The following is a 25,705-nucleotide window of genomic DNA, read 5'->3' as shown; positions in this document are numbered from 1 at the left end:
GGTCAGGCCCGGTGATACGGGCCGCCCGACAGGATCGTCGCGGCACGATAGAGTTGTTCCGACAGCATCACCCGGACCAGCATATGCGGCCAGACCATCGCGCCGAAAGAGATCGAGAAATCGGCTTCGGTCCGTAGCTCCGGGTCGATCCCGTCGGCGCCACCGATGACAAAGGCCAGATCCTGCCGGCCCATGTCACGCCACCCGGCCAGCTTCTGCGCGAAATCGGGTGACGACATCACCTTTCCTCGCTCGTCCAATGTGCAGATCACCGCCCCGCCGGGCAGCGCCTTGCGCAGCAAGGCGGCCTCGGCGCCCATACCGGCATTCTTCTTGTCTTCGACCTCGATCACGCGCGCAGGCCCCAAACCCAGGCCGCGGCCGGTCCGGTCGAAACGGGTCAGATAGTCGTCAAGCAGGGTTTTTTCCGGTCCGGCGCGCAATCGCCCGACCGCACAAATGCTGATACGCATGTCGCTCTCGCCGCCGACCCTTCAATACGGGCCGGGATGGCGCCTCAGTTGGCCGAGGCGCTACCGCCCTGAGGCAGCCACATCTTTTCCAGCTGGTAGAATTCGCGCACTTCGGGGCGAAAGATATGGACGATCACATCGCCCGTATCGATCAGTACCCAGTCGCCGGCATCCTTGCCTTCGACCTTCGAGGTGAACCCGAATTCCTGCTTGATGCGATCCGTCAGCTTTTCAGACATCGCCGACACCTGTCGTGTCGACCGGCCCGACGCGATGACCATGTAGTCGGCCACCGAGGATTTTCCGCGCAGATCGATCTGCACGACGTCTTCGGCCTTGTCGTCGGAAAGAGAGGAAAGAACGCGCTCAAGCAGCTTTTCGCTGATTGGCTGAGACTGGGCCATCACCGTGGCCCCATCGTCGGCGGGCAAACCCGCCTGTGTATGCAGAGACAGGACATGGTCCTCCTTGATAAAGCGCCGCCAAACCCCGGCGCCGGGGTAGTAATAAGGTAGCAAGCCGATTGCAACAATTCAATGAATCGCGGGCCGTGTGCGCACAGGCGTGATCACTCCGTGTCGATTTGTTGCGCAACCACGCCGGTCTGCCCCTGGCCCAGAAGGCGCACCTCGCGCTGCGGGAAGGGGATCGAGATGCCCTCGGCCTTGAACGCGTCCCACAACGCCAGATAGACATTGCCGCGGATGTTGGTCAGGCCGGCGGTCGGGTCGCGGATCCAGAACCGCAACACGTAGTCGACGCTGCTGTCGCCGAATCCGGTGATGTGGCAGACCGGTTCGTGCTTGCCACCGCTCAGCACGCGCTTGACCGTTTTCACCGTCCGCACGGCGGTCTCGCGCACCGTGTGCGGATCGTCGCCATAGCTGGTTCCGAAGGTCAGATCCAGCCGGACGAACTCGTCGGAATGGGACCAGTTCACCACCTGTCCGGTAATCAGGTCCTCGTTCGGGATCAGGTATTCGCGCCCGTCGCGGGTGACGACCGAGACATAACGAGCGCCCAGCGCGTTGATCCAGCCGAACGTGTCGCCCAGCGAGATCACGTCGCCCGGCTTGATCGACCGGTCCATCAGGATGATGATCCCCGAGATCAGGTTCGAAACCACCTTCTGCAAGCCGAAACCGATGCCCACGCCCACCGCGCCGGACAGCAGCGCGATCCCGGTCAGGTCGAAGCCCAGCGTGCGGATCCCGACCAGAAAGACCAGCCCGTAGAGAGCCACCTGGATGCCCTTGGCCAGCAGAACCTGCATCGAGGGCGAGATGTCGTCGTTGCTTTTCAGCCCCCGTTCAGCCGCCCGGGTGCCCAGTCGGGCCAGAACCAGCAACGTGCCAATCAGCAAGATTGCCTTGAGGATCCCGAGAACCGAGATGTGCATCTCTCCGATCGTGATCGCGACCCCGTCCAGAAACTCGGCCACGTCGTCGGTCAGGCTCAGTGCCACCAGCGTAGCATAGACCCACATCGACCAGCGAAAGATGCGCCGGATCGTGCGGTTGCGTACAAGATGCGACAGCAGCGCAATGACCAGCCACGCGGTTGCCAGCGTTGCCAGAACGCCGATGATATAGCTGCGCGACGGCCATGTGACCTGCTGCATCACCAGGTAGACGCTCCAGGACAGAAGCACGAAATAGACCAATGTCAGCCGCCGCATGAACTGGACCAGAGTCCGTAGCCGCCATTTGGGCCAGCCGCTTCGCGCCCTTGCCCATGTTTCCCATCTACCAAGTGTGGCGGCCTTCAGAACAAAGGATGCGGCCACCAGAAGCAGCACGATCAACAATTGATACTGACGCCATCCCGGGGTCACGATCAGCTCGATCAGTGCTCCGAACTGAAGCAGGAATGCCTCGACCATTGTATCGAACAGCTCGGAAATCGAGCGGGGGATCAAGTCGTTGTCCAATCGCGCCTCCTGCCTGCCAGATTGACCAGCTATGCGCCGGTATGCAAGGCAATTGGCGGCCACTGGATTGAACCTTGATTGACAGGCGCTCGCGATATATCTGGATCGCATGAGATTCAATCAGGCCCCTGCTCCCAACCTGCAAGACCGCGCGCGCCTGCGTGAACGGTTCTTCGGGGCCGCCCGCACGGTTCTGGCCCGCCTATAATCGGCGCCCAGCCACTCGCCAGCATTTCTCAATACAGACGGGAGAGGACCGATGTCCCCCAAAACACTCTATGACAAGATCTGGGATGCCCATGTCGTGCACGAAGCCGACGATGGTACCTGCCTTCTTTATATCGACCGCCACCTGGTGCACGAAGTGACCAGCCCGCAGGCGTTCGAAGGCCTGCGCATGGCAGGCCGCAAGGTGCGTGCGCCGGAAAAAACGATCGCCGTGCCGGACCATAACGTGCCCACCACACCCGATCGCGTGAACGGGATCGAAAACCCCGAATCGCGCATTCAGGTCGAAGCGCTGGACAAGAACGCCCGCGATTTCGGCATTCACTACTACCCGGTGAATGACATTCGTCAGGGCATCGTTCACATCGTGGGCCCCGAACAGGGCTGGACCCTGCCGGGCATGACCGTTGTCTGCGGCGACAGCCACACCGCCACTCACGGCGCTTTCGGCGCGCTGGCCCACGGCATCGGCACCTCCGAGGTCGAGCATGTTCTGGCCACTCAGACGCTGATCCAGAAGAAATCCAAGAACATGAAGGTCGAGATTACCGGCAAACTGCAGCCGGGCGTGACCGCCAAGGACATCACCCTGGCTGTGATCGGCGAAACCGGCACCGCCGGCGGCACCGGCTATGTGATCGAATATTGCGGCGAGGCGATCCGCGACCTGTCGATGGAAGGCCGCATGACGGTCTGCAACATGGCAATCGAGGGTGGCGCACGGGCCGGCCTGATCGCGCCGGACGAAAAGACATTCGAATACGTCAAAGGCCGCCCGCACGCCCCGAAGGGCGCGCAGTGGGAGGCCGCTCTGGCCTGGTGGAAGACGCTCTATTCCGATGACGACGCCCATTGGGACAAGGTCGTCACCATTCGCGGCGAGGACATCGCCCCCGTGGTCACCTGGGGCACCAGCCCCGAAGACGTTCTGCCGATTACCGCCACCGTACCCAACCCCGAGGATTTCGAGGGCGGCAAGGTCGAGGCCGCGCGCCGCTCGATCGAATACATGGGCCTTAAGCCGGGCCAGAAGCTGAGCGACATCGAGATCGACACGGTCTTCATCGGCTCCTGTACCAACGGCCGGATCGAGGATCTGCGCGCCGCCGCCGAGATCCTGAAGGGCAAAAAGATCAAGGACGGCATCCGCGCCATGGTCGTGCCCGGCTCGGGTCTTGTCCGCGCTCAGGCCGAAGAGGAAGGCATAGCCGAGATCTTCAAACAGGCCGGCTTCGAATGGCGCCTTGCGGGCTGCTCGATGTGCCTGGCGATGAACCCCGACCAGCTGAGCCCGGGTGAGCGTTGCGCCGCAACCTCGAACCGCAACTTCGAAGGCCGTCAAGGCCGCGGCGGACGCACCCATCTTCTCAGCCCGGCCATGGCTGCCGCCGCAGCAATCACTGGAAAGCTGACAGATGTGCGCGAATTGATGTAAGCTTCCCTCATCATTGATTTTTTGAGGGAGAGAATGAAATGAGTGATTGGGTCAAATGGCTCCTGATGGGGCTGCTGTCGATTGTGTTCGGCATCTTCGTTCTGGGTGCGCCCATCGTGGCATCGGTGGCGGTGACCGTGGTCACCGGCGCACTGCTGCTGATCTCGGGCGTGCTCCAGGTCGTGGGCGGGTTCTCGGTGGAAGGCACCGGAAACAAGATCCTGGCCTTCATCATGGGCGCCGTGATGCTATTTCTGGGCTGGTCCTTTCTGGCCCATCCGCTGCAGGGCGTGCTGACGCTGGCCACGGTGGTGATGATCCTGTTCATCGCCGGCGGTCTCGCCCGGATCATCCTGTCGTTCCAGATGCGCGGCACGCAGTATTTCTGGCCCACGCTCATTTCCGGCCTGCTGTCCCTGGCGCTGGCCGCCTACATCATGGCCAATGCCTCGGTCGGACTGGCGCTCAGCCTGCTGGGAATCCTTTTGGGCATCGAGATGCTGTTCAACGGGTTCGGCCTGATCTTCATGGCGTTCTTCGTCAAGAACGCCGGCAACGAAACGACGGAAGCGAAACAAGCTTGAAACGCGGGGCATGGGGCCGGGCCTCTCCCGCAGGAGTGTGAACATGGAAAAGTTTGAAAAAGTCCACGGCGTGGCCGCCCCCATGCCCCTGATCAATATCGACACCGATATGATCATCCCCAAAGTGCACCTGAAAACGATCAAACGTTCGGGCCTAGGCGTCGTGCTGTTCGACGAGATGCGCTATCACGATGACGGGCGAGAGAACGAAGAGTTCGTTCTGAACAAACCCGCCTATCGCAACGCCGAGATCCTGGTGGCCGGCGACAATTTCGGCTGCGGCTCGTCGCGCGAACACGCGCCTTGGGCGATCAAGGATTTCGGCATCAAGGTCATCATCTCGACCAGCTTCGCCGACATCTTCTTTAACAACTGCTTCAAGAACGGCATCTTGCCGATCGTGGTCGAGGACGAGCATCATGCCATCCTGATGGAAGATGCCCACAAGGGCGAAAACGCCCGCATGACCGTGGACCTCGAAGAGCAGAAGATCGTCACCTCGGACGGGGTCGAGATCACCTTCGACATCGACCCGCACCGCAAGCACTGCCTGCTGAACGGCTTGGACGATATCGGCCTGACGATGGAGAAGGCGCACCACATCGACCAGTTTGAATCCCAGGTCAGCCAGGCCCGCCCCTGGACGTGACGCGGGCGGCGAATCTGTCGATACTCAACCAGACGGGGTCGCCGCGGCGGCCCCGTTCGCGTCTTAGGGGTTGACGGCCAAGCAACCACAACATGTAGTCACACCCGACGAGCCAGCGACGATTCTGCGGCGCAATTGATGCAAAGCCGCACCAGTTTCGCCATCATTTTGCCTGAAATCACCTGTTTCCTGCCCATCGGCTTGAGCAAAATGCCGCTTGTCGCTGATGATGGCGCCAATCGGCATCCGCCACTTGGGAATGGGCGGGCACAAGTTGGAATTGAGTCGGCAAAGAAACGACGGGTCCGGTTTGGAAAGGGTTCGGATAGTGATTGCACGCACAACAGGGGCGGCAGTTCGTGGGATTTTAGTAGCGCTTCTGGTGCTGACCCCCGCGCTGTATCTGCCGGTCTCGGCCACCAACGGTACCGAAGTTGTCGTCTTTGTCGCCATCCTGGCATTCATCCTGACCTTTGCCGAATACAACTCGGCCTTCCCCAGCTTCATCGAGTTCCGCGACGCGCCGCCCGTCAACCGGCTGAGGTTCGTCGGGCTGATGTCGATGGTGTCGGTCCTGACCCTGATCTGCAAGAACGTCTACACGCCAACGGATCTGACCAGCGCCGCCTATTCCGTGGGCCTGGCCGTGGCCAATGTCGTCGACTTTCCCTATTCACCGGTCCGCCTGGTGGTCCTGATGCTGCCGACCGAGGCCAGCGCAATGCTGACCGAACTGGTCCGCATCACCGCAAGCGTCGCCTATGTCGCGGCGCTGGTGACGATCGCCAGCTTCGTCTATGCGGTCAAGGTCCGGGGATGGCCCACGGGGAACGGGGCCTTCAACGTCTGGACCAATCTGCCCCTGTTCGACCCGACCAAGGGCGGAGACGTGGTGACCCGCCTGCAGCGCGACGGGCGCCTGAACATTTCGATCGGCATCCTGCTGCCGTTCCTTATCCCTGCGCTGATCAAGCTGCTGACCAATGTCATCGATCCGCTGACGCTAGCGAATCCGCAGACCCTGATCTGGACCATGAGCGCTTGGGCCTTCCTGCCCGCCAGCATAATTATGCGCGGCATCGCCACGCTGCGAATCGCCGGGCTGATCGTCGAAAAGCGGCGCGCCTATTCCACCTCCGAGGCCACCCAGACCGCATGATCCGCATTCTGGTTCTGGCGCTGCTGCCTTTTGCGGCCCAGGCCGACCCCCTGCGCGTGGCCAGCTTCAACACCGAGTTGCAGCGCGATGGGCCGGGGTTGATGCTGCGCGACATCCGCAAGGAGACACCGCAGGTCCGCGCCGTCGTCGATGTTTTGCTAGCCACGGCGCCGGATATCGTCGCCCTGCAGGGGGTGGACTGGGACCACGACAACCTGGCCCTGTCGGCGCTGACCGATCTGCTGGCGGCTGCGGGTCTGGATTATCCCTATCGGTTCGCCCGTCAGCCCAATTCGGGGCTGATGTCCAACCTCGACCTGGACGGAGACAGCAGGCTTGGCGGGCCGGGCGACGCGCAGGGCTGGGGGCGTTTCACCGGCAATGGGGGAATTGCCGTCCTGTCCCGGTATCCGATCATCGAAAGTCAGATCGCAGACTACTCGACCCTGCTGTGGAAGGATCTGCCGGACGCAACGCTTCCCAGCCGGGACGGCGCCTCGTTTCCCTCGCAGCAGGCGCAGTCGGTACAACGGCTCTCCTCGACCGCGCATTGGGTCGTTCCGATCGATACGCCGCAGGGCCGGTTGACCCTCATGACCTTCCACGCCACCCCGCCTGTCTTTGACGGCCCCGAGGACCGCAACGGCCTGCGCAACCGCGATGAAATCCGGTTCTGGTCCGTTCTTCTGCGGGGCGATCTGGGGCCGGCGCCGACCCGCCGCTTCGTAATCGCCGGAGATGCCAATCTGGACCCCGAGCGCGGAGAAGGCCACACCGAGGCCCTGCGTGCCCTGCTGACCAACCCGTTGGTTCAGGATCCGCGACCGACAGATGCAACCGGCGCAGACACCACCGTCACCTGGAAAACCGTCGGAGACCGCCGCGTCGACTATGTGCTGCCATCGGCGGATTGGGTGGTCGAAGATGCCGGCGTGTTCTGGACCGGAGCGGACGGTCAGCCCCATCCCGCGGCCCGAGCGGCAAGCCGGCACCGGCTGGTCTGGGTCGACCTGACCGGATCGGGCGCGCAGGACCGGCAGGCCGGTACCGACTGACGTGCCGCCCACCCTTGCCGACCTGCGCCCGCATGACGCGTGATACCCGGGCAAAACGGTCGGAACGCCTCATTGACCATATGCCCCGCAAACGCTAGGCCCGGTTCTGAAAAACGCAAGGAGACCGCTCATGTCCAACCCCTCGCTCCTCATCCTGCCCGGAGACGGAATCGGCCCCGAAGTGATGACCGAAGTGCGCAAGATCATCGACTGGTTCGGCGCCAGGCGCGATCTGAAATTCGACGTGAGCGAGGATCTGGTCGGCGGTGCCGCCTATGACAAGCACGGCGTTCCTCTGGCGGATGAGACGATGGCCAAGGCGCAAGAGGTCGACGCGGTTCTGCTGGGCGCCGTAGGCGGCCCGAAATACGACGATCTGGATTTCAGCGTGAAGCCCGAGCGCGGCCTGCTGCGCCTGCGCAAGGAGATGGACCTGTACTCGAACCTGCGCCCGGCCCAGTGCTTTGACGCGCTGGCCGATTTCTCGTCGCTGAAAAAGGACGTGGTCGCCGGCCTCGACATCATGATCGTGCGCGAGTTGACCTCGGGCGTCTATTTCGGCGAGCCGCGCGGCATCTTCGAGGAAGGCAATGAACGCGTGGGCATCAACACCCAGCGCTACACCGAATCCGAGATCGAGCGGGTCGCGCGTTCGGCTTTTGAGCTGGCGATGCGCCGCAACAAGAAGCTGTGCTCGATGGAAAAGGCCAACGTGATGGAATCGGGCATCCTGTGGCGCGAGGTGGTGACCCGCGTGGGCAAGGATTACCCCGAGGTCGAGCTGAGCCACATGTATGCCGACAACGGCGCCATGCAGCTGGTGCGCGCGCCCAAGCAGTTCGACGTGATCCTGACCGACAACCTGTTCGGCGACATCCTTTCGGACTGCGCGGCGATGCTGACCGGGTCGCTGGGCATGCTGCCTTCGGCCTCGCTGGGGGCGCCCATGGCCAACGGCCGGCCCAAGGCGTTGTACGAGCCCGTCCACGGCTCGGCCCCCGACATTGCCGGGCAGGGCAAGGCCAACCCGATCGCCTGCATCCTGAGCTTTGCCATGGCGCTGCGCTATTCCTTCGATCAGGGGGCCGAGGCCGACCGTCTGGAAGCCGCCATCGAGAAGGTGCTGGCCGATGGTGCCCGTACCGCCGATCTGCTGGCCGAAGAGGGCGTGCAGCCGGTGTCGACCACCGAGATGGGCGACGCGATCGTCGCCGCGCTGGAGGCCAGCCTTTGAGCTTTGATCCGGGCGGCGCCGCGCGCCGCCCGTCCGATCATCCGCGGCCTAGTTGCCGCCGAAGATATCCTTCAACAGATTGTCGACCGCCCGCGCGAAACTGCCCTGCTGTCTGCGGCGGGGCTGGGATTGCTGCGTGGTCTGAACCGGAGCCGCCGGCGCCAGCATCGGCAGGGGCGTGGGGGTCATGCCCTCGGTCACGCGCAGCATGGTTTCCCGCCAGATCTCGGCCGGCAGCCCGCCGCCGGTGACCCCTTTCAGGGGCGTGTTGTCGTCATAGCCCATCCAGACGCCGGCCACGTAATCGGCGGTGAAGCCGATGAACCACGCATCCCGCGCGGCCTGGGTCGTACCCGTTTTGCCCGCCACCTGCCATCCGGGCAGCTTGGCCCGCTGACCGGTGCCTTCGGACACCACCCGCTCCATCATCCAGATCAGCTGTTTGGCGGCCTCGTCGCGGATCACCCGTTCGCCGATCCCGGTCGTCGTCACCATCACCGGCGAGTCATCGCCCAGCAGCTTCAGCTCGGTCAGGCCATAGGGTTCCACCGCCGAGCCCCCGTTCAGGATACCCGCATAGGCGCCGGTCATCTCGATCAGCGTGCTTTCCGACGCGCCCAGCGCCAGCGCAGGACCCGCCGCCAGATCGCTTTGGATGCCGAAGCCACTGGCCACCGTGCGCACATTGTCCAGCCCGGCCACCTCGGCCACCTTGACGGCCGGAATGTTCAGCGAGTTCTTGAGCGCATCCGCCAGCGTAACACGACCGTAGAACTTGTTGGTATAGTTCTTGGGGCACCACTGGCCGGACCCCGGGATGTCGATGCAATAGGGCTCGTCCACCACCGTGGCCAGCGGTGAGTAGCCAAGCTCCAGCGCGGTGGCATAGACGAAGGGTTTGAACGAGGACCCGGTCTGGCGCAGCGCCTGCGTCGCGCGGTTGAACGCGCCCGACACCTTGGTCTTGCGCCCGCCCACCATGGCCCGGACCGCACCATCGGCCGACATCACCACGATCGCGGCCTGCGCCTTCGACCCTTCGCTGACCTTTTCGTCGAACACCTGTTTCAGCGCCGCCTCGGCCGCCTGCTGGATCCGCTGGTCCAGCGTGGTCTTGATCACCACGTCCTCGGTGGTGTTGCGGGTAAAGAACTCGGGGCCGCTGGCCATGACCCAGTCGGCAAAATAACCGCCAGCGCGCGCGGCGGCGGCCTCGGACAGCTCGGCCGGGTTGTTGCGCGCCGCAGTTGCCTGTGACGTGGTCAGGTAACCCTGATCCTCCATCAGGCTGATCACCACCTTGGCCCGGTCCTGCGAGCGCTGCAGGTTGTTGGTGGGCGCATAGCGCGTGGGCGCCACCAACAGCCCCGCCAGCATCGCCGCCTCGGCCGCGTCGACCTCGGCCGCGGACTTGCCAAAATAGCGCTGGCTGGCCGCCTCGAACCCGCGTGCGCCGGCCCCCAGAAATGCCCGGTTCAGATAGATGGTCAGGATCTCGTCCTTGGAATACTTGACCTCCATCGCCATCGCGTAGATCGCTTCCTTAGCCTTGCGCCACAGCGACCCCTGGCGGCAGTCAGCCTCATACGCCGCTTCCGACTCCCACTGGCTCGGATCATACGGGACACCCAGACACAGCAGCTTGGCCGTTTGCTGGGTGATGGTGGACCCACCATGCCCCGACAGCGGCCCGCGCCCTTCCGACAGGTTGATCCTAACCGCGCTGGCGATGCCGCGCGGGCTGATGCCGAAGTGACGATAGAACCGCTTGTCCTCGGTGGCGATGACCGCGTTCTTCAGATGGGGTGACACGGTATCGGCGGTGATGACGCCGCCGAACTGATCACCCCGCCAAGCGAAGACCTTGCCGTCGCGGTCCAGCAGGGTGACCGACCCACGCGCGCGCCCGTCCAGCAGGGCATCGACCTCGGGCAACGTGCTGTAGACGACACCGACCGCCAGCGCAATCAACAGCGCCACAACCGCCGCCACGCGCCAGGTCAGGCCCCAGATCAGCCGTCCGATCCATCGGAACAGCCGGCGAAAGAAACCGCCATGCCCGCCACCCGAACGCTTGCGCCGGGTTTTGCGCGTTGTGGTCTTGCGCGCCGTCGCCTTCTTGCCCGCCGGTTTCGCCGACCGCTTGGCAGACGCGGTCTTGCGGCCTCCGGACGGATACCGTTTGTCCGCCACCAGCGGTTTTCGACGCTTGGACTCAGTCATGCTCAAACTCTGCCCGTTTTTGCTTTTGTGGCACCATACCGTGCTGTCGCGCCCATGTAGAGGTGTGAAATAGCAGCAATTTCCCTCTCAAATTTGCCTGTTTTTTGATCACTTCACATATTTTGTGCAAAAAATGTGCAACTTTGACCCTCTTCCCCAGCGTCTTTTTGCCGAAATCGTTCCTTGAGCGGCCATGTCGGGCTCTTTTTCTGCAGGTGCAAAGCCGGACCCACCGGAACAGAAGAGGGGAAAGACGTGAAACTGATCATTGCGACAATCAAGCCGTTCAAGCTCGAGGAGGTGCGCGAGGCACTGACCGAGGCGGGCGTGCGCGGCATGATGGTGACTGAGATCAAGGGCTTCGGCTCGCAATCCGGTCACACCGAAATCTATCGGGGTGCCGAATACGCGGTGAACTTCGTGCCCAAGATCAAGCTGGAAATCGTGGTGCCTGCCGCGATGACAGACCAGATCGTCGAGACCATCACCAAAACCGCCAAGACCGGCAAGATCGGCGACGGCAAGATTTTTGTCCTCGATGTCGAGCAGGCCCTGCGCGTGCGGACCGGGGAACTCAACGAAGAGGCGCTCTGAGCGCCGCCACCGACAATCATTCGAGGACTGAACATGAACCTGATGAAATCACTCATCCCTGCCGCCGCGATCGTCGCGCTGCCGCAGATGGGCCTGGCGCAGGAGACCGCCGCAACCGGCGAAACCGCGCAGCATACGCAATATATCCTGACTTCGCTGCTGTTCCTGATGGGCGGCTTCCTGGTGTTCTGGATGGCCGCGGGCTTTGCCATGCTCGAGGCCGGTCTAGTGCGCTCCAAGAACGTGGCCATGCAGCTGGTCAAGAACATCGGCCTGTTTTCTTTTGCAGCCATCATGTATTGGCTGGTCGGCTTCAACCTGATGTATCCGGGCGACGGCTGGACCATCACCGGCATTCTGGGTGCCTTCTCGCCCACCTCGTTGGAACCGGTCGGCCTTGAAGGCGTCGAAACCGATCTGTCCTATGCGTCGGTCGGTTCGGACTTCTTCTTCCAGCTGATGTTCTGCGCCACCACCGCCTCGATCGTGTCGGGCACCATGGCCGAGCGGGTCAAGCTGTGGCCCTTCTTCATCTTCGTGATCGTCCTGACCGGTGTCATCTACCCGATCGAAGCCTCGTGGCAGTGGGGCGGCGGCTGGCTGTCCGAAATGGGCTTCAGCGATTTCGCAGGCTCGACCCTTGTGCATGCCGCAGGTGGCTTTGCCGCACTGGCCGGTGCGATCGTGTTGGGCCCCCGGATCGGCAAGTACAGCAAGGACGGAAAGGTCGTTCCGATCCCCGGCTCGAACCTGGCGCTTGCCACCCTGGGTACGTTCATCCTGTGGCTGGGCTGGTTCGGTTTCAATGGCGGCTCGCAGCTGGCCATGGGCACGATCGGCGACATGGCTGACATCAGCCGCATCTTCGCCAACACCAACATGGCCGCTGCCGCCGGCGCCGTCGCTGCCCTGATCCTGACCCAGGTGATGTATGGCAAGGTCGACCTGACCATGGTGTTGAACGGCGCGCTGGCCGGGCTGGTCTCGATCACCGCGGAACCGCTGGCACCGTCGCTGTTCCAGGCACTGATCATCGGCGGCATCGGTGGCGTGATCGTGGTCTACACCGTGCCGCTGCTGGACAAGATGAAGATCGACGACGTGGTCGGCGCCATCCCGGTTCACCTGATCGCGGGCTTCTGGGGCACCTTCATCGTGGCCTGGACCAATGGCGACGCGTCCTTCGTGACCCAGATCATCGGCTTTGCGGCCATCGGGATCTTCGTCTTCGTGGTGAGCTTCATCCTGTTCTCGATCCTCAAGGCCACCGTCGGCCTGCGGGTCGGCGAGGAAGAAGAGATCAACGGCCTCGACATGGGCGAGCTGGGCATGGAAGCCTATCCCGAGTTCTCGAAGGGCTGAGCCCTTTTCAAATCAAACAAAAAACCCGGGCATTCGTGCCCGGGTTTCTTTTTTGAGAACTGTCTGAGCTCAGACGCCGACGTCGATGATGGCCTTGGCGAGGATCGGCACGGTGGCATCATTCAACCCGGCGATGTTCATGCGGCTGTCGCCGACCATGTAGATGCCGTGTTCGACCCGCAGCTTCTCGACCAGCTCGGGCGCGGCGCCCAAGCGCGAGAACATGCCGCGATGCTGGGCCAGGAAGCCGAACCGGTCCGATCCGCTCAGCCGCTGCAGCTCATCCGCCAGTTGGCGGCGCAGGCCCAGCATCGACAGGCGCACCTCTTCCAGTTCGGCCATCCAATCAGCGCGCAGGCCCTCATCCATCAGGATCGTGGTCACCACGCGCGCGCCGTGATCCGGCGGGAACGAATAGTTCTGGCGGTTCAGAAACGCCAGCGTGCCCTGGTTCAGCGCGGTCTGTCCCGCATCGGCGCTGACAGCCATCAGCAGGCCGGTGCGCTCGCGGTAGACACCGAAATTCTTCGAGCAAGACGCCGCGATCAGGCATTCCTTGACCGAAGAAGCGACCAGCCGGGTCGCCTGCGCATCCTCGTTCAGACCGTCGCCAAAGCCCTGATAGGCGATGTCGATCATCGCCACCAAGCCGCGGTCGTTGATCAGGTTCACCACCTCTTGCCACTGCACCATGTTCAGGTTGGCGCCGGTCGGGTTGTGACAGCAACCATGCAACAGCACCACGTCGCCCGCCTTGGCAGTCTTGAGGTCCTCGATCATGCCGTCGAAATCGACGCCGCGGGTTTCCTCGTCGAAATAGCGATAGGCGACGGTTTCGATGCCCAGATAGTTCAGGATCGAGATGTGATTGGGCCAGGTCGGGTTCGACACGAACACCCGGGCCGAGGGGTTAGCCATGCGGATCAGTTCGAACGCCTGACGGCAGGCACCGGTGCCGCCCGGTGTGGCCACGGCGGCAATATTGGCGCGCGGCACGCTGGTGCCCAGTATCAGCGCGATCATCGCATCGGCATAGGCCGGGTCACCGGCCAGCCCGGTATAGGCCTTGGTCTGCTGTTCTTCCCAGATGCGATGCTCGGCGGCCTTGACCGCGCGCATGACGGGCGTCACGCCCTCGGCATTCTTGTAGACGCCGACGCCCAGGTCGATCTTCTGCTCGCGCGGGTCATCGCGATACATCTGCATCAGCGCCAGGATCTTGTCGGCTGGCTGCGGCTTGAGGTTCTCGAACATCAGGAGTCTCCGGTTGCGACGGGCAGGGTCGGGAAGGCGCCCCATTCGGCCCAGCTGCCGTCATAAAGTGCATGGTCTTTCTTGCCCATGCGCTCGAGCGCAAGGCTGAGGATCGCGGCGGTCACGCCCGACCCGCAGGTGGTGATCGCAGGTTTCGACAGATCGACGCCTGCGGCTTCGAACACCGCGCGGCAGTCCTCGGGCGATTTCATGGTGCCATCGGGGTTCAGCAACTGTCCGAAGGGCACGTTGCGCGAGCCGGGGATGTGCCCTGCCCGCAAACCTTCGCGCGGTTCGGGCTGGGTTCCGGCGAAACGGTCGGCCGCGCGGGCGTCGATGATTTCGTGATCGGCCAGCTTGGCGGCGGCCGATACCTGGGTCACGTCGCGGACCAGGTGGTTCTGCACACGCACGGTCATGTGGCGGTCACGGATGACGGGGGGCAGATCCTCGATCTCGCGCCCTTCGGCGACCCATTTGGGCAGGCCACCGTCCAGAACCGCGATGTTCTCTTGCCCCATCAGGCGGAACAGCCACCAGACCCGCGCCGCCGAAAACAGACCCGCGCCGTCATAGACCACAACCTGATGGCCGTCGCCCACGCCCATGGCCCGCAGGCGCGACATGAATTTCTCGACCGGAGGGGCCATGTGCGGCAGGTCCGAGCGGTGGTCCGAAATCTCGTCGATGTCGAAGAACCGTGCGCCGGGAATATGTCCGGCCTCGTACTCGGCCCGGGCGTCGCGCCCTTGCTGCGGCAGGTACCACGAGGCGTCGAGGATCCGCAGATCCGGGTCCTTTAGGTGGGCGGCCAGCCATTCGGTGGAAACCAGGGTTTTTGGATCGTCCAGCATCAAAGCCTCCCCTATACGCGCAAGGATTTCCCTATACGCGCAAGGGTGCGGGTTCAAGGCTGGATCGGGTCCCTGCGGCCCTATCGCACCCGTCGCAGGCGGAAATGCTGGATGATGCCGATCACGCTGATGGCGATCCAGAAGCTTTCGATCAGCATCGAGGCCAGGTTGAAGTTCTGCAGCAGCGAATAGACGATCAAAACCGACCCTACCAGGTTGACCACCGGAAAGGCCAGATCGTCGGAATTCATCATCCGCATCTGGGTGGCGAAATAGGCCGCAACCACGATCAGCGCCCCGAAGGACCCGATGCCATCGGCCAGCGTCAGGCCGTTCAGGAATTCCGTCATCGGGTCATCTCCTTCCGCCGTATCAACCGGCCGCAGCGGTCGCGGGCCGGTGTCCGTAGTGATGCATGTTCAAGAAGGCCGCGCCCTCGGGCCCGGCGCGATAGCCATGCGGCAGGTCGGCCGGAAAGCGCAGCCCCTGGCCCGCGCTCAGCGGCACCCATTCGCCGTTCCGCAGCACCTCGAGCGCGCCGCTCAGTACAAAGACTTCCTCGGTTACGCCGGCGGCATGGGCGGGGGATTCGTGGCATTGGTTGCGGTCCAGTTCGACGTGAAAGGTCTCGGCCCCCAGAACCGGGTCGAAGGGAAAGACGATCTTGACCTTCAGACTGCCCGGAAAGGTCACGGTGCGGAACCGGGCCGCATCCGCCGGGTCGCGCAGGGCGCTGGTGCCGATCAGCGCGCTCAGCGGCATCTGGAACCCCTTGGCGATCTTCCACAGCGTCGCGATGGTGGGGCTTGATTCTCCGCGTTCGATCTGGCCCAGCATGGCCTTGCTGACCCCGGTCAATTCGGCCGCTTTGGCGAGGCTCAGCCCCGATGCCGTCCGGACGTCTCTGAGTTTCAGGGTGATGTCGTCCGATTCCATGGCCACGTCCCGCGATTTACCTTGTGCGTTATAACGCACATGTGCTACGTGCGCTATAACGCACGCAACCCTGGTTTTGCAACCGGGCAAAAGGGAAACAGCATCATGCCAATGTACCGATCCAGAACTTCGACCCATGGCCGCAACATGGCCGGTGCCCGCGGCCTGTGGCGCGCCACCGGGATGGGAGACGACGATTTCGGCAAGCCGATCATCGCCATCGTCAACTCGTTCACGCAATTCGTGCCGGGGCACGTCCACCTCAAGGATCTGGGTCAGATGGTCGCCCGCGAGGTCGAGGCCGCCGGCGGTGTAGCCAAAGAGTTCAACACCATCGCCGTCGATGACGGCATCGCCATGGGCCATGACGGGATGCTGTATTCGCTGCCCTCGCGCGAGATCATCGCCGACAGCGTCGAATACATGGTCAACGCGCATTGCGCCGATGCGATGGTCTGCATCTCGAACTGCGACAAGATCACCCCGGGCATGCTGATGGCGGCGATGCGGCTGAACATCCCGGCCATCTTTGTCTCGGGCGGCCCGATGGAGGCCGGCAAGATCGACATTGCTGATCTGGATGTGAAGAAGATCGACCTGGTCGATGCCATGGTCGCCGCCGCCGATGACAAATACACCGACGAGCAGGTCAAACATATCGAAGAAAACGCCTGCCCCACTTGTGGGTCGTGCTCGGGCATGTTCACGGCGAATTCCATGAACTGCCTGGCCGAGGCGCTGGGTCTGGCGCTGCCGGGCAATGGCTCGACCCTGGCCACCCATGCCGACCGCAAGGAGCTGTTCCTGGAAGCCGGGCGTCGCATCGTCGAGATCACCAAGCGTCACTATGAGTTGAACGAAAAAGGCTTCCTCCCGCGCGAGATTGCGACCTTCGAGGCCTTCGAAAACGCCATGAGCCTGGACATCGCCATGGGCGGCTCGACCAACACGGTGCTGCACCTGCTGGCCATCGCGCATGAGGGCGAGGTGGATTTCACCATGTCCGACATGGACCGCCTCAGCCGCAAGGTTCCCTGCCTGTGCAAGGTCGCGCCCAACACTGAAAACGTCCACATGGAGGACGTGCACCGCGCGGGCGGCATCTTCTCGATCCTGGGTGAGCTGAGCCGCGCTGGTCTGCTGCATGACGACTGCTGCACGGTGCATTCGGCCACAATGGCCGAGGCGATCGCCAACTGGGACATCAAGGTGACCAACAACCCCAAGGCGCAGGAGTTGTTCAAGGCCGCGCCGGGCGGTGTGCGCACGACACAGGCCTTCAGCCAGTCGAACCGCTACAAGGAACTGGACACAGACCGGGCCAACGGCGTGATTCGGTCCAAGGAACATGCGTTCAGCCAGGATGGCGGTCTGGCCGTTCTGTTCGGCAACATCGCGCGCGACGGCTGCATCGTGAAGACCGCAGGTGTGGATGAGAACATCCTGAAATTCACCGGCACCGCCTATGTCTGCGAAAGCCAGGACCAGGCGGTGAACGACATCCTGACCGGCAAGGTCAAGGAAGGCGACGTGGTCGTGATCCGGTATGAAGGCCCCCGCGGCGGGCCGGGCATGCAGGAGATGCTGTACCCGACCTCGTACCTGAAATCCAAGGGCCTGGGCAAAGCCTGTGCGCTGCTGACCGACGGGCGGTTCTCGGGCGGCACCTCGGGCCTGTCGATCGGCCACGTCTCGCCCGAGGCGGCCGAAGGCGGCGAGATCGGTCTGGTGCAGAACGGGGACACGATCGAGATCGACATCCCCAACCGCTCGATCCACCTGGCCGTATCCGACGAGGAACTGGCCGAACGCCGCAAGGCGCAGGACGCGAAAGGCTGGGAGCCGGCCCAGCCGCGCAAACGCAAGGTGTCCACGGCGTTGAAGGCCTATGCGAAGCTAGCCACCAGCGCCGCAAAAGGCGCCGTTCGTCAGGTCTGAACGCTGACGGCCCGCGTCATGCGGGCCGGTCCGTTGCCTGAATCCAAAGGGCTCCCGCGTCTGACAGGATCCATCGGCTGCGCCGCTGCCTCCGTCAGCCTTGGGCCGGGCGCCGCGCACAGCGCGGCGCCCGGCCCAACCAGAGGAGGTGTCTCGCCAGAGACATCGAGGATGGGTGGGAGCACCCCTGCCTATGGGATCAATCACCCAGCTTGGCGTGAATCTCATCCAGATCGATTTCACCCGTCGGCATCTTGTTGGCCGGATTTTCGAAATCGTATTTGAACAGTTCGAAATCCTGCTTGTAGATCTCGTAGACCAGATGCATCGACAGGTCGTCGAAATAGTCCTCGACCGGATGCGCGCGTTTGGGGCCGTGGCCTTCGGACTCGTTGAAGCGCGGGATTTCGGACAGAGTCACAGGGTGGGGCGTTTCGATCTGATCCAGCACGCCCTGCATGCCCTCGTTGAACTTCTCGGTCCAGAATATCCGGTCATAGCGCCCGCCATTCACGATGAAGGTCGAGACATGCCCCGACATGGCCGACCAGTGGATGTCCGGGTCCATCGGTCGGCGCCAACGGATCGTGTCGCGGGCAAACAGAAGAAACCGGCGGAAACTGGCGATCTGGTCGAATTCGCCCTTGCCGTCTTCGCCCCCGACCTCGATCCCGTAATTGTAGATCAGCGTCGGCACCAGATTGCCCCGGTACCGTTTCCCGTTGCGCTGAATGCCGCAGATCTTGTCGAAGAACGAACTGAGGATCCGCGTATAGGGGTTGCGCACGCAGGTGAAGGCGAAGGACTTGTGCCCGCGCACATTGGCCGAGATCACATCCTGGCTGTGGTCAAACGCCCATTTGTGCATCCCGTCTTTGGCGTCGTGGATATCGCCATCAAAGAACCGGCCATGATCGGAGTAATACATGATCTGCCCGATGGTCGAGCAGGCGCATTTGGGCACCACGCGATAGACCATGCTTTCGCTCTCGGTCATCCATGTGCCGGGAAATCCCATCTGCCATGCCTCCTCTGCCAGCCGAGTCTCAGGGTGATGAGCCAGCTTTTGGCGCCAGACAAGCAAAAATATTCTGTTTATTCAATCGTTCATCCTCAGTATCACGGTCGGAACCGGGCAGTAACGGAAAACAACCACGCCAATGGCCAGAATCGCCTATGTTCTGCTGTGTCACAAAGACCCCGATGCGATCATCGCGCAGGCCCAACGCCTGACGGCGGTCGGCGACTACATCGCGATTCATTTCGACGCCAGCGCCTCGGCGGCCGATTTCAGCCGCATCCGGGACGCATTGAAAAACAGCCCCAACGTCGCCTTCGCCAAAAAACGGATCAAATGCGGCTGGGGCGAATGGTCGTTGGTGCAGGCTTCTCTGCATGCGGTGCAGGCCGCGGTCGAGGCCTTCCCCCGCGCCACCCATTTCTACATGCTGTCGGGCGACTGCATGGCGATCAAGACCGCGGAATACGCCCATCGCTTTCTGGATGAAAACGACAAGGACTTCATCGAAAGCCACGATTTCTTCGCCAGCGACTGGATCAAGACCGGCATGAAGGAAGACCGGCTGATCTATCGCCACTATTTCAACGAACGCACCCAGAGCAAACTGTTCTACGCCGCCTACGAGGTCCAGAAGCGCCTGGGGCTGACTCGCGAGATCCCGGAGGATCTCCAGATCATGATCGGCAGCCAGTGGTGGTGCCTGCGCCGCCGCACGATCGAGGCGATCCTCGCGTTTCTGCGCCAGCGCCGGGACGTGGTCCGGTTCTTCGCGACGACGTGGATTCCGGACGAGACCTTCTTTCAGACCCTCGTGCGGCACCTGATCCCGCGCTCGGAGATCGAGAACCGCACACTCACGTTCCTGATGTTTTCCGACTATGGCATGCCGGTGACCTTCTACAACGATCACTACGACATGCTGCTGAGCCAGGATTACCTGTTCGCGCGCAAGATCAGCCCCGAGGCACATCAGCTGAAACAGAAGTTGGGGGCGCTCTATGCCAGCGAAGGGGTCGCGTTCCAGATCTCGAACGAGGGCCGCAACCTGCATGGTTTCCTGACGGGCCGCGGCCGTGTGGGCCGCCGTTTCGCCCCCCGCTTCTGGGAGGTCGCCAACACGATCGGCCCCGATCGCGACCTGTATCTTGTAGTGTGCAAGAAATGGCACGTGGCCAAACGGCTGATCGACCAGATCGCCTCTGAAACCAACCTGCCCTGCATCGAATACCTGTTCAACGAAGAAGCCGCCCCCCTGCCCGATCTGGGCGGGATCGAGACGACGCTGGTCAAGCGGTCACGCCATCGCCGCGCGGTGATGCGGCTGCTGTTCGATCATTTCGACACCGACAAGCTGGTCATCTGCCTGGACCCGGCCAGCCTGGATATCGTGCAGGATTTCTGTTCGGACCGTGCCCGCACCCATGTTCTGGAGGTGCAATGCACCTATTCCGACGACTACTTGGTGGGGCATGCCCACCGGGTCGGGCTGGCCGGGCAGAACTCACCCGCCGCCACGGTCCAGCGTCTGCTGCCCACGATCCGCAGCGATCTAGCCTATGAATCCGAACAATTGCGCAGCGCCGGGCTGGACCGATTCCACCGGCTGCGCGAAACCGGAGATCCGGCGGAAAACATCGCCGCGATCTCGAAGTTTCTGGGGGTGCCAGAAGAAACCGCGCAATCCATTCTGCGGCTGGACTATCTGTTCGCCGATTGACGGCCCGGCCGGACCGGGCCGCCGGACCGGGCGGTCAGATGTCGAACTTGACGCCCTGCGCCAGGGGCAGCTCGGCCGAATAATTGATCGTGTTCGTCTGCCGCCGCATATAGCCCTTCCAGGCGTCCGAGCCGCTTTCGCGTCCGCCACCGGTTTCCTTCTCACCGCCGAACGCGCCACCGATCTCGGCGCCGGACGGGCCGATATTCACGTTGGCGATGCCGCAATCGGACCCGGCAGGCGACAGGAACTGCTCCGCCTCGCGCATGTTCAGCGTGAACACGCAAGACGACAGGCCTTGCGGCACGTCGTTCTGCATCTCGAGCGCCTCGTCGAAACCGTCATAGCCCATGACATAGAGGATCGGCGCAAAGGTTTCGGTCTTCACGATCTCGGTCTGGCCCGGCATTTCGGCGATCGCGGGCTGTATGTAGACACCGCCCTCGGGCACGCCGTCGGTGACGCGCTTGCCGCCGAAGACGGTGCCGCCCTCGGCCTCGGCCGCCTTCAGCGCGGCCTCCATCGCCTGCCCCGAGGCCTCATCCACCAGCGGCCCGACCAGCGTGCCTTCGGCCAGCGGATCACCGATGGGCAGACCGGCATAGGCTTTTTTCAGCCGCGCAACCAGATCGGCACGGATCGAGTTGTGCACGATCAGCCGCCGCAGCGAGGTACAGCGCTGACCCGCGGTGCCCACGGCCGAGAACACGATGGCCCGCACCGCCATTTCCAGGTCGGCCGAGGGGCCCACGATCATGGCGTTGTTACCGCCCAGTTCCAGGATGCACTTGCCGAACCGCTGCGCCACGACCGGCGCGACCGCGCGGCCCATCCGGGTCGAGCCGGTGGCCGAAATGATCGGCACCGTCTCGCTGGCCACAAGCGCCTTGCCCAGATCGGCGCCGCCGACCACCAGTTGCAGCAGCCCGTCGGGTGCGTCGCCGAACCGGGCCACGGCCTTTTCAAAGATCTTCTGACAGGCCATCGCGGTCAAGGGCGTTTTCTCGGACGATTTCCAGATCACCGGATCGCCGCAGACCAACGCCAGCGCCGCGTTCCACGACCAGACCGCGACCGGGAAGTTGAAGGCCGAGATCACGCCGACCGGCCCGGCCGGGTGCCACGTCTCCATCATCCGGTGGCCGGGGCGTTCGGAGGCGATGGTCAGGCCATACAGCTGCCGCGACAGGCCGACGGCGAAATCGCAGATGTCGATCATCTCCTGCACTTCGCCCAAACCTTCCGAGGTGATCTTGCCGGCCTCCCAGCTGACCAGCGCGCCCAGGTCCTCCTTGGCCGCGCGCAATTCCTCGCCCAGCAGGCGGATCAGCTCGCCCCGGCGCGGGGCGGGCACGGTGCGCCAAGCCTTGAAGGCCGCCGTGGCGCGGGCAAAGACCGCGTCCATGTCGGCAACAGGCGTTTCATGCACCCGCGCCAGCACGCGGCCGTCGATGGGCGAGCGGACCTCCAGCGTGCCGCCGGTCAGCTCGGCCGCCGTCAGGCCCAGTTTTTCGAGTGTGTGTTCTGCAGTCATGACTACGTCTTTCATGTTCAGGCCGCCTTGTTCTGGGGGGTCACTTCGCCAGCGCGGTACAGCTGGCCGAATTCGGTGTTCAGGAAATCATCCAGCCGGACCTGCTCTTGCCGGACAAAGCCTTGGGTGGGCAGTGCGCCGGTGCGCATCAGATCGACCACGCCCAGAACGCCGGCGGCGGTGGTGATCTGGATCGCACTCCAGACCTGGCCGTCGATGGTGCGGGCAAAGGATTTGTTGATCAGGGATTTCTCGCGCAGTGCCCCGTCGATCATGCCCTTGGCCGTGCAATAGACCAGAACCACGTCCTGATCGGTGCGCGGCAGCGCAGATTCAAAGATGTCCTTCAACAGGTCGCGGCGCTGGCCCAGGCCCAGATCCGTCAACAGCAGTTTCAGGATGTCGCGATGGCCGGGATAGCGGATCGAGCGATAGGACACCGCCCGGACCTTGCCGGCCAGCGTCTCGGGCAACGTGCCCAGGCCGCCCGAGGTGTTGAAGCATTCGTATTCCACACCGTCATGGCCGATGATCTCGTAATCCTCGAGCGGCGCGGTCTTGACCCGCTCGCCATTCACGATGGCGTCGCAAGGGTTGCAGTATTCGTTGATCAGCCCGTCGGTGGACCAGGTCAGATTGTATTTCAGCGCATTTGTCGGATAGAGCGGCAGCGCGCCCACCCGCATGTGCAGGCTGTCCAGCGTGTCGAACCCGGCCGCAAGAGAGGCCCCCGCAATGCCAACGAAACCCGGTGCCAACCCGCATTGCGGCATGAAGGCGGTGCCGCTGTCGCGGGCCAGTTCGCGCACGGCGTTCGTGGCGGCGACATCCTCGGTCAGGTCGAAATAATGCGCACCCGCGGCCTTGGCTGCCTTGGCGATGGCAGGCGTCAGGAAAAACGGTGCGGCCGAGATCACCGCATCGAACCCTGCAACCCCCTGTGCCAGCCCGGCTTCGTCGCCCGCGTCGATCTGGCGGGTGGTGATGCCCTGCCTGTTCAACGCCGACAGGGCCGTCAGGTCATGATCGGCCACGGTTACAGTGTAGTTGTGCGATTTCTTCAACAGGGCGGCGATCATCTGTCCGATCTTCCCGGCCCCGACGACGCAGATGTTCCAACTCATTGCGCGCCTCCTCCTCTGCTCTGGTTCCAGTATGACCGCGCCGCCGTCCGAGCACAGCAATCGAGTTGACGAAACGGACAGCTTTTCCGTCATATTGACGGTAATTGAATCAAAATGTCAGATCGAGATCCGCAGCGCTTCGAAACCTGAAGTCAGGGGAGGAAATGCTTTGCAACCGATTGCACCATTTTTGCAATGATGCGACATTCAACAGATCCAATCGACCGCATAGAGGAGAGCAAGCAGTTGGGCGTTACGCTGAAGGAAGTTGCGGCCTTGGCCGGGGTGTCGCGGTCGGCTGTGTCGCGCACCTTCACGCCGGGCGCCTCGGTCTCGGCCAAGACCCGCGCCAAAGTGGAAAAGGCCGCCAAGGAACTGGGCTACAGCCCCAACGCGCTGGCCTCGTCGCTGACGACGGGGCGGACCAAGCTGATCGGCCTGATCTCGAACAACTTCCACAACCCGATCTTCCTTGAGGTTTTCGACCAGTTCACCCGCGCCCTGCAGGAACGCGGGCTGCGCCCCCTGATCGTGAACCTGACCGACGAGACCGAGCCCGCCAATTCTGTGCGCATGCTGCGGCAATATTCAGTGGATGCGGTAATCGTCGCCTCGTCGACCCTGCCACCCAGCTTTGCCAAGGCGTTCCACGATGCAGGGGTGCCGGTGGTGCACACCTTCGGGCGCTCGGCGACCTCGCCCGAGGTGCATGTGGTGGGCATCGACAATGTGGAATGCGGACGCATGGCCGCGCGCGAGTTGGTCGCGCGGGGCTATGCCAGCGTGGGCTACCTGGGCGGGCCAGTCGATGCGACCTCGGCGCTGGACCGGCAACGGGGCTTCATCGAGGAAATGGCCAACCATCCGCAGATTCCGGTCAGCCACTCTTTCGCCGGGGCTTATTCCTTCGAGTCCGGCCGGGCCGAGATGCTGCGCCTGCTGGCGGGTGAGCCGGCGCAGGCCTATTTCTGCGGCGACGACATCCTGTCGATCGGGGCGCTGTCGGCGCTGGCCGACCACGGGCTGAAACCCGGCACCGATATCGGGATCATCGGCCTGAACGACATGGAGATGTCGCGCTGGGAATACATCAACCTGACGACCATCCATCAGCCGATCAAGCAGATCATCACCGCGTCGGTCGATCTGGTCGAAGAGATGCTGAAGACGCCCGATCGCTACCCCGAGGCGCGGATTTTCCCCTGCCGGGTGATCGAGCGGGGCACGTTGCGGCCCCGCCCCTGATCAGCGGAACATCGGCGGGCGCGCGTCCTGCCAGGCGCCCTCCGCCCGGGCCGAGGCCACCGCTGCGTGCACCGCGGCAATCGAGCGGACGCCATCGGCGGCATCGGGCAGCCCGTCCCGCGGCTCACCCCGGATCGCGTCTGCCAAATCGCAATAGATATTGGCCACGGCCAGCGGAAAGCCCTCGGGATGGGCAATCGCCACGCGCGACAGGCGCATCGCGTCTTCATGCAGGCCGCCCTCTCCCTTTTCGATGATCTGCGTGCGTCCACCGACCGGTGTGTAGAACAGCTGGTTGGGATGTTCGGACGCCCAGCGCAACCCACCGGTTTCGCCGAAGACCTGGATATCGAACCCGTGCTGCCGCCCGATCGCCACGGACGAGGTCCACAACCGGCCCACGGTGCCGCCCTCCATCCGAAAATTGACCATGGCGTCGTCTTCCAACTGACGGCTGGGAATGGTCGAGGCCATGTCGGCCGACAGCGTCGCGACCTCGTCATCGCAGATGAAGCTGGCCATGTGCAGCGCGTGGATGCCGCAATCGGCGAATTGCCCCGACACGCCCGCCATGGCCGGATCATAGCGCCAGCGCACGCGCGGATTGTCCGCGTCGGTGGCATCCCCATGATGGCCGTGGCTGAAATTGGTGACGACCAGGCGCACCTTGCCGATCTCTCCGGCGCGGACCATGGCGCGGGCCTGTCGCACCATCGGATAGGCCGAATAGCAGTAGTTGACCGCACAGATCTTGCCCGAGGCCCGGGCCACGCGCACGATCTCCTCGCCCTCTTCCACGGTCATGGTCATCGGCTTTTCGCACAGGACGTTGAACCCGGCCTCGAGATACGCTTTAGCGATCTCGAAATGGGTCGCGTTCGGGGTGGCGATGGTCACAAGGTCGATCCGGTCGGGCCGGTCCTTTTCGCCGGCCAGCATTTCCTGCCAGTCGCCATAGGCCCGGTCGGCGGGCACACCCAGCCGCTGCGCATAGGCGCGTCCCTCTTCGGGCCGGTGGTCCAGCGCGCCGGCGGCGAATTCGAACAGGCCGTCGGCCTGTGCGCCCAGACGGTGGGCGGGCCCGATCTGGCTGCCTTCTCCGCCCCCGATCATGCCCCATTTCAACTTTGCCATGGTCTTGGTCTCTCTGCGAACG

The 25,705-nt window shown here is 63.3% G+C and carries 24 protein-coding genes; 12 read left to right on the top strand and 12 right to left on the bottom strand.

Going from position 1 to position 25,705, the window contains the following annotated elements; translation table 11 throughout:
• Positions 1–2 precede the first annotated feature (2 nt).
• From rlmH to AC2FMD_RS09230, 3 genes are all read right to left on the bottom strand, one after another.
• Positions 3–473 (bottom strand): 23S rRNA (pseudouridine(1915)-N(3))-methyltransferase RlmH, encoded by a 471-nt coding sequence (rlmH, locus tag AC2FMD_RS09240; RefSeq protein WP_496743343.1) that lies wholly within the window; start codon positions 471–473, stop codon positions 3–5.
• Positions 474–517: 44 nt separating this feature from the next.
• Positions 518–877 carry a ribosome silencing factor gene (gene rsfS / locus AC2FMD_RS09235; protein WP_149775947.1) on the bottom strand — a complete coding sequence of 120 codons (360 nt, stop codon included), beginning with the start codon at positions 875–877 and terminating at the stop codon, positions 518–520.
• 164 nt (positions 878–1,041) lie between these two features.
• On the bottom strand, positions 1,042–2,403 hold the full coding sequence (locus tag AC2FMD_RS09230) for a mechanosensitive ion channel family protein (protein WP_496712608.1): 1,362 nt from the start codon (positions 2,401–2,403) through the stop codon (positions 1,042–1,044).
• Positions 2,404–2,512: 109 nt separating this feature from the next.
• Here AC2FMD_RS09230 and AC2FMD_RS09225 point away from each other — a divergent pair, with 109 nt between their 5' ends.
• The 7 genes from AC2FMD_RS09225 (at position 2,513) to leuB (ending at position 8,747) form a co-directional block, all read left to right on the top strand.
• Positions 2,513–2,611 carry an isopropylmalate isomerase gene (locus AC2FMD_RS09225; RefSeq protein ID WP_496687460.1) on the top strand — a complete coding sequence of 33 codons (99 nt, stop codon included), beginning with the start codon at positions 2,513–2,515 and terminating at the stop codon, positions 2,609–2,611.
• Between the two features lie 51 nt (positions 2,612–2,662).
• Positions 2,663–4,066 (top strand): 3-isopropylmalate dehydratase large subunit, encoded by a 1,404-nt coding sequence (gene leuC / locus AC2FMD_RS09220; RefSeq protein WP_496687458.1) that lies wholly within the window; start codon positions 2,663–2,665, stop codon positions 4,064–4,066.
• A 38-nt stretch (positions 4,067–4,104) separates the two neighbouring features.
• The gene (locus AC2FMD_RS09215; RefSeq protein ID WP_496680532.1) at positions 4,105–4,650 is read left to right on the top strand and encodes an HdeD family acid-resistance protein; all 546 of its coding nucleotides are present in this window, start codon (positions 4,105–4,107) and stop codon (positions 4,648–4,650) included.
• Between the two features lie 43 nt (positions 4,651–4,693).
• Positions 4,694–5,299 (top strand): 3-isopropylmalate dehydratase small subunit, encoded by a 606-nt coding sequence (leuD, locus tag AC2FMD_RS09210; RefSeq protein ID WP_496680533.1) that lies wholly within the window; start codon positions 4,694–4,696, stop codon positions 5,297–5,299.
• Positions 5,300–5,627: 328 nt separating this feature from the next.
• A complete protein-coding gene (locus AC2FMD_RS09205; RefSeq protein WP_496794952.1) occupies positions 5,628–6,458 on the top strand; it encodes a hypothetical protein in 831 nt (276 codons plus the stop codon).
• A complete protein-coding gene (locus tag AC2FMD_RS09200; RefSeq protein WP_496743340.1) occupies positions 6,455–7,513 on the top strand; it encodes an endonuclease/exonuclease/phosphatase family protein in 1,059 nt (352 codons plus the stop codon). The genes AC2FMD_RS09205 and AC2FMD_RS09200 overlap by 4 nt, the downstream gene beginning before the upstream one ends.
• Positions 7,514–7,643: 130 nt before the next feature.
• Complete coding sequence (gene leuB, locus AC2FMD_RS09195) at positions 7,644–8,747, top strand: 3-isopropylmalate dehydrogenase (RefSeq protein ID WP_496743338.1); 1,104 nt, start codon at positions 7,644–7,646, stop codon at positions 8,745–8,747.
• 48 nt (positions 8,748–8,795) lie between these two features.
• Here leuB and AC2FMD_RS09190 read toward each other — a convergent pair whose 3' ends face one another.
• A complete protein-coding gene (locus AC2FMD_RS09190; RefSeq protein ID WP_496794951.1) occupies positions 8,796–10,970 on the bottom strand; it encodes a transglycosylase domain-containing protein in 2,175 nt (724 codons plus the stop codon).
• A gap of 255 nt (positions 10,971–11,225) precedes the next feature.
• Between AC2FMD_RS09190 and AC2FMD_RS09185 the strand changes: the two genes are divergently transcribed.
• Complete coding sequence (locus AC2FMD_RS09185) at positions 11,226–11,564, top strand: P-II family nitrogen regulator (RefSeq protein WP_093963790.1); 339 nt, start codon at positions 11,226–11,228, stop codon at positions 11,562–11,564.
• Between the two features lie 33 nt (positions 11,565–11,597).
• On the top strand, positions 11,598–12,926 hold the full coding sequence (locus AC2FMD_RS09180; protein WP_496687448.1) for an ammonium transporter: 1,329 nt from the start codon (positions 11,598–11,600) through the stop codon (positions 12,924–12,926).
• A gap of 69 nt (positions 12,927–12,995) precedes the next feature.
• Here AC2FMD_RS09180 and AC2FMD_RS09175 read toward each other — a convergent pair whose 3' ends face one another.
• The 4 genes from AC2FMD_RS09175 to AC2FMD_RS09160 all read right to left on the bottom strand — a co-directional run bounded on the left by AC2FMD_RS09175 (position 12,996) and on the right by AC2FMD_RS09160 (position 15,970).
• Positions 12,996–14,180: an amino acid aminotransferase gene (locus AC2FMD_RS09175; RefSeq protein WP_496743354.1), complete on the bottom strand. Its 1,185-nt coding sequence runs from the start codon at positions 14,178–14,180 to the stop codon at positions 12,996–12,998.
• Complete coding sequence (sseA, locus tag AC2FMD_RS09170; RefSeq protein WP_496680546.1) at positions 14,180–15,034, bottom strand: 3-mercaptopyruvate sulfurtransferase; 855 nt, start codon at positions 15,032–15,034, stop codon at positions 14,180–14,182. Before sseA ends, AC2FMD_RS09175 begins: the two co-directional genes overlap by 1 nt.
• Positions 15,035–15,114: 80 nt before the next feature.
• Positions 15,115–15,384 carry a CBU_0592 family membrane protein gene (locus AC2FMD_RS09165; RefSeq protein WP_496712595.1) on the bottom strand — a complete coding sequence of 90 codons (270 nt, stop codon included), beginning with the start codon at positions 15,382–15,384 and terminating at the stop codon, positions 15,115–15,117.
• A 22-nt stretch (positions 15,385–15,406) separates the two neighbouring features.
• Positions 15,407–15,970 (bottom strand): helix-turn-helix domain-containing protein, encoded by a 564-nt coding sequence (locus AC2FMD_RS09160; protein WP_496712594.1) that lies wholly within the window; start codon positions 15,968–15,970, stop codon positions 15,407–15,409.
• A gap of 105 nt (positions 15,971–16,075) precedes the next feature.
• Between AC2FMD_RS09160 and ilvD the strand changes: the two genes are divergently transcribed.
• Complete coding sequence (gene ilvD, locus AC2FMD_RS09155) at positions 16,076–17,908, top strand: dihydroxy-acid dehydratase (protein ID WP_496712593.1); 1,833 nt, start codon at positions 16,076–16,078, stop codon at positions 17,906–17,908.
• A gap of 199 nt (positions 17,909–18,107) precedes the next feature.
• On the opposite strand, the gene AC2FMD_RS09150 is transcribed toward ilvD, so the two are convergent.
• Entirely contained in the window at positions 18,108–18,926 is an 819-nt protein-coding gene (locus tag AC2FMD_RS09150; RefSeq protein ID WP_496680551.1) for a sulfotransferase family protein, read from the bottom strand.
• A 142-nt stretch (positions 18,927–19,068) separates the two neighbouring features.
• On the opposite strand from AC2FMD_RS09150, the gene AC2FMD_RS09145 reads away from it, so the two are divergent.
• Positions 19,069–20,646: a DUF5928 domain-containing protein gene (locus AC2FMD_RS09145; protein WP_496743263.1), complete on the top strand. Its 1,578-nt coding sequence runs from the start codon at positions 19,069–19,071 to the stop codon at positions 20,644–20,646.
• A gap of 34 nt (positions 20,647–20,680) precedes the next feature.
• Here AC2FMD_RS09145 and amaB read toward each other — a convergent pair whose 3' ends face one another.
• Together amaB and AC2FMD_RS09135 are read right to left on the bottom strand one after the other, a co-directional pair.
• Positions 20,681–22,180 (bottom strand): L-piperidine-6-carboxylate dehydrogenase, encoded by a 1,500-nt coding sequence (amaB, locus tag AC2FMD_RS09140; RefSeq protein WP_496794992.1) that lies wholly within the window; start codon positions 22,178–22,180, stop codon positions 20,681–20,683.
• Between the two features lie 17 nt (positions 22,181–22,197).
• The gene (locus AC2FMD_RS09135; protein WP_496794950.1) at positions 22,198–23,304 is read right to left on the bottom strand and encodes a saccharopine dehydrogenase family protein; all 1,107 of its coding nucleotides are present in this window, start codon (positions 23,302–23,304) and stop codon (positions 22,198–22,200) included.
• A gap of 246 nt (positions 23,305–23,550) precedes the next feature.
• Here AC2FMD_RS09135 and AC2FMD_RS09130 point away from each other — a divergent pair, with 246 nt between their 5' ends.
• Positions 23,551–24,549, top strand: coding sequence for a LacI family DNA-binding transcriptional regulator (locus AC2FMD_RS09130; RefSeq protein ID WP_496680586.1), 999 nt, complete (start codon positions 23,551–23,553; stop codon positions 24,547–24,549).
• Here the strand turns inward: AC2FMD_RS09130 and AC2FMD_RS09125 are convergent, their stop codons facing one another.
• Positions 24,550–25,683 (bottom strand): Gfo/Idh/MocA family protein, encoded by a 1,134-nt coding sequence (locus AC2FMD_RS09125; protein ID WP_496712588.1) that lies wholly within the window; start codon positions 25,681–25,683, stop codon positions 24,550–24,552.
• Positions 25,684–25,705: the final 22 nt, after the last annotated feature.

This window comes from Ruegeria sp. BHSC276, from assembly GCF_059612945.1.
This window is presented reverse-complemented; position numbering and strand designations above follow the sequence as displayed.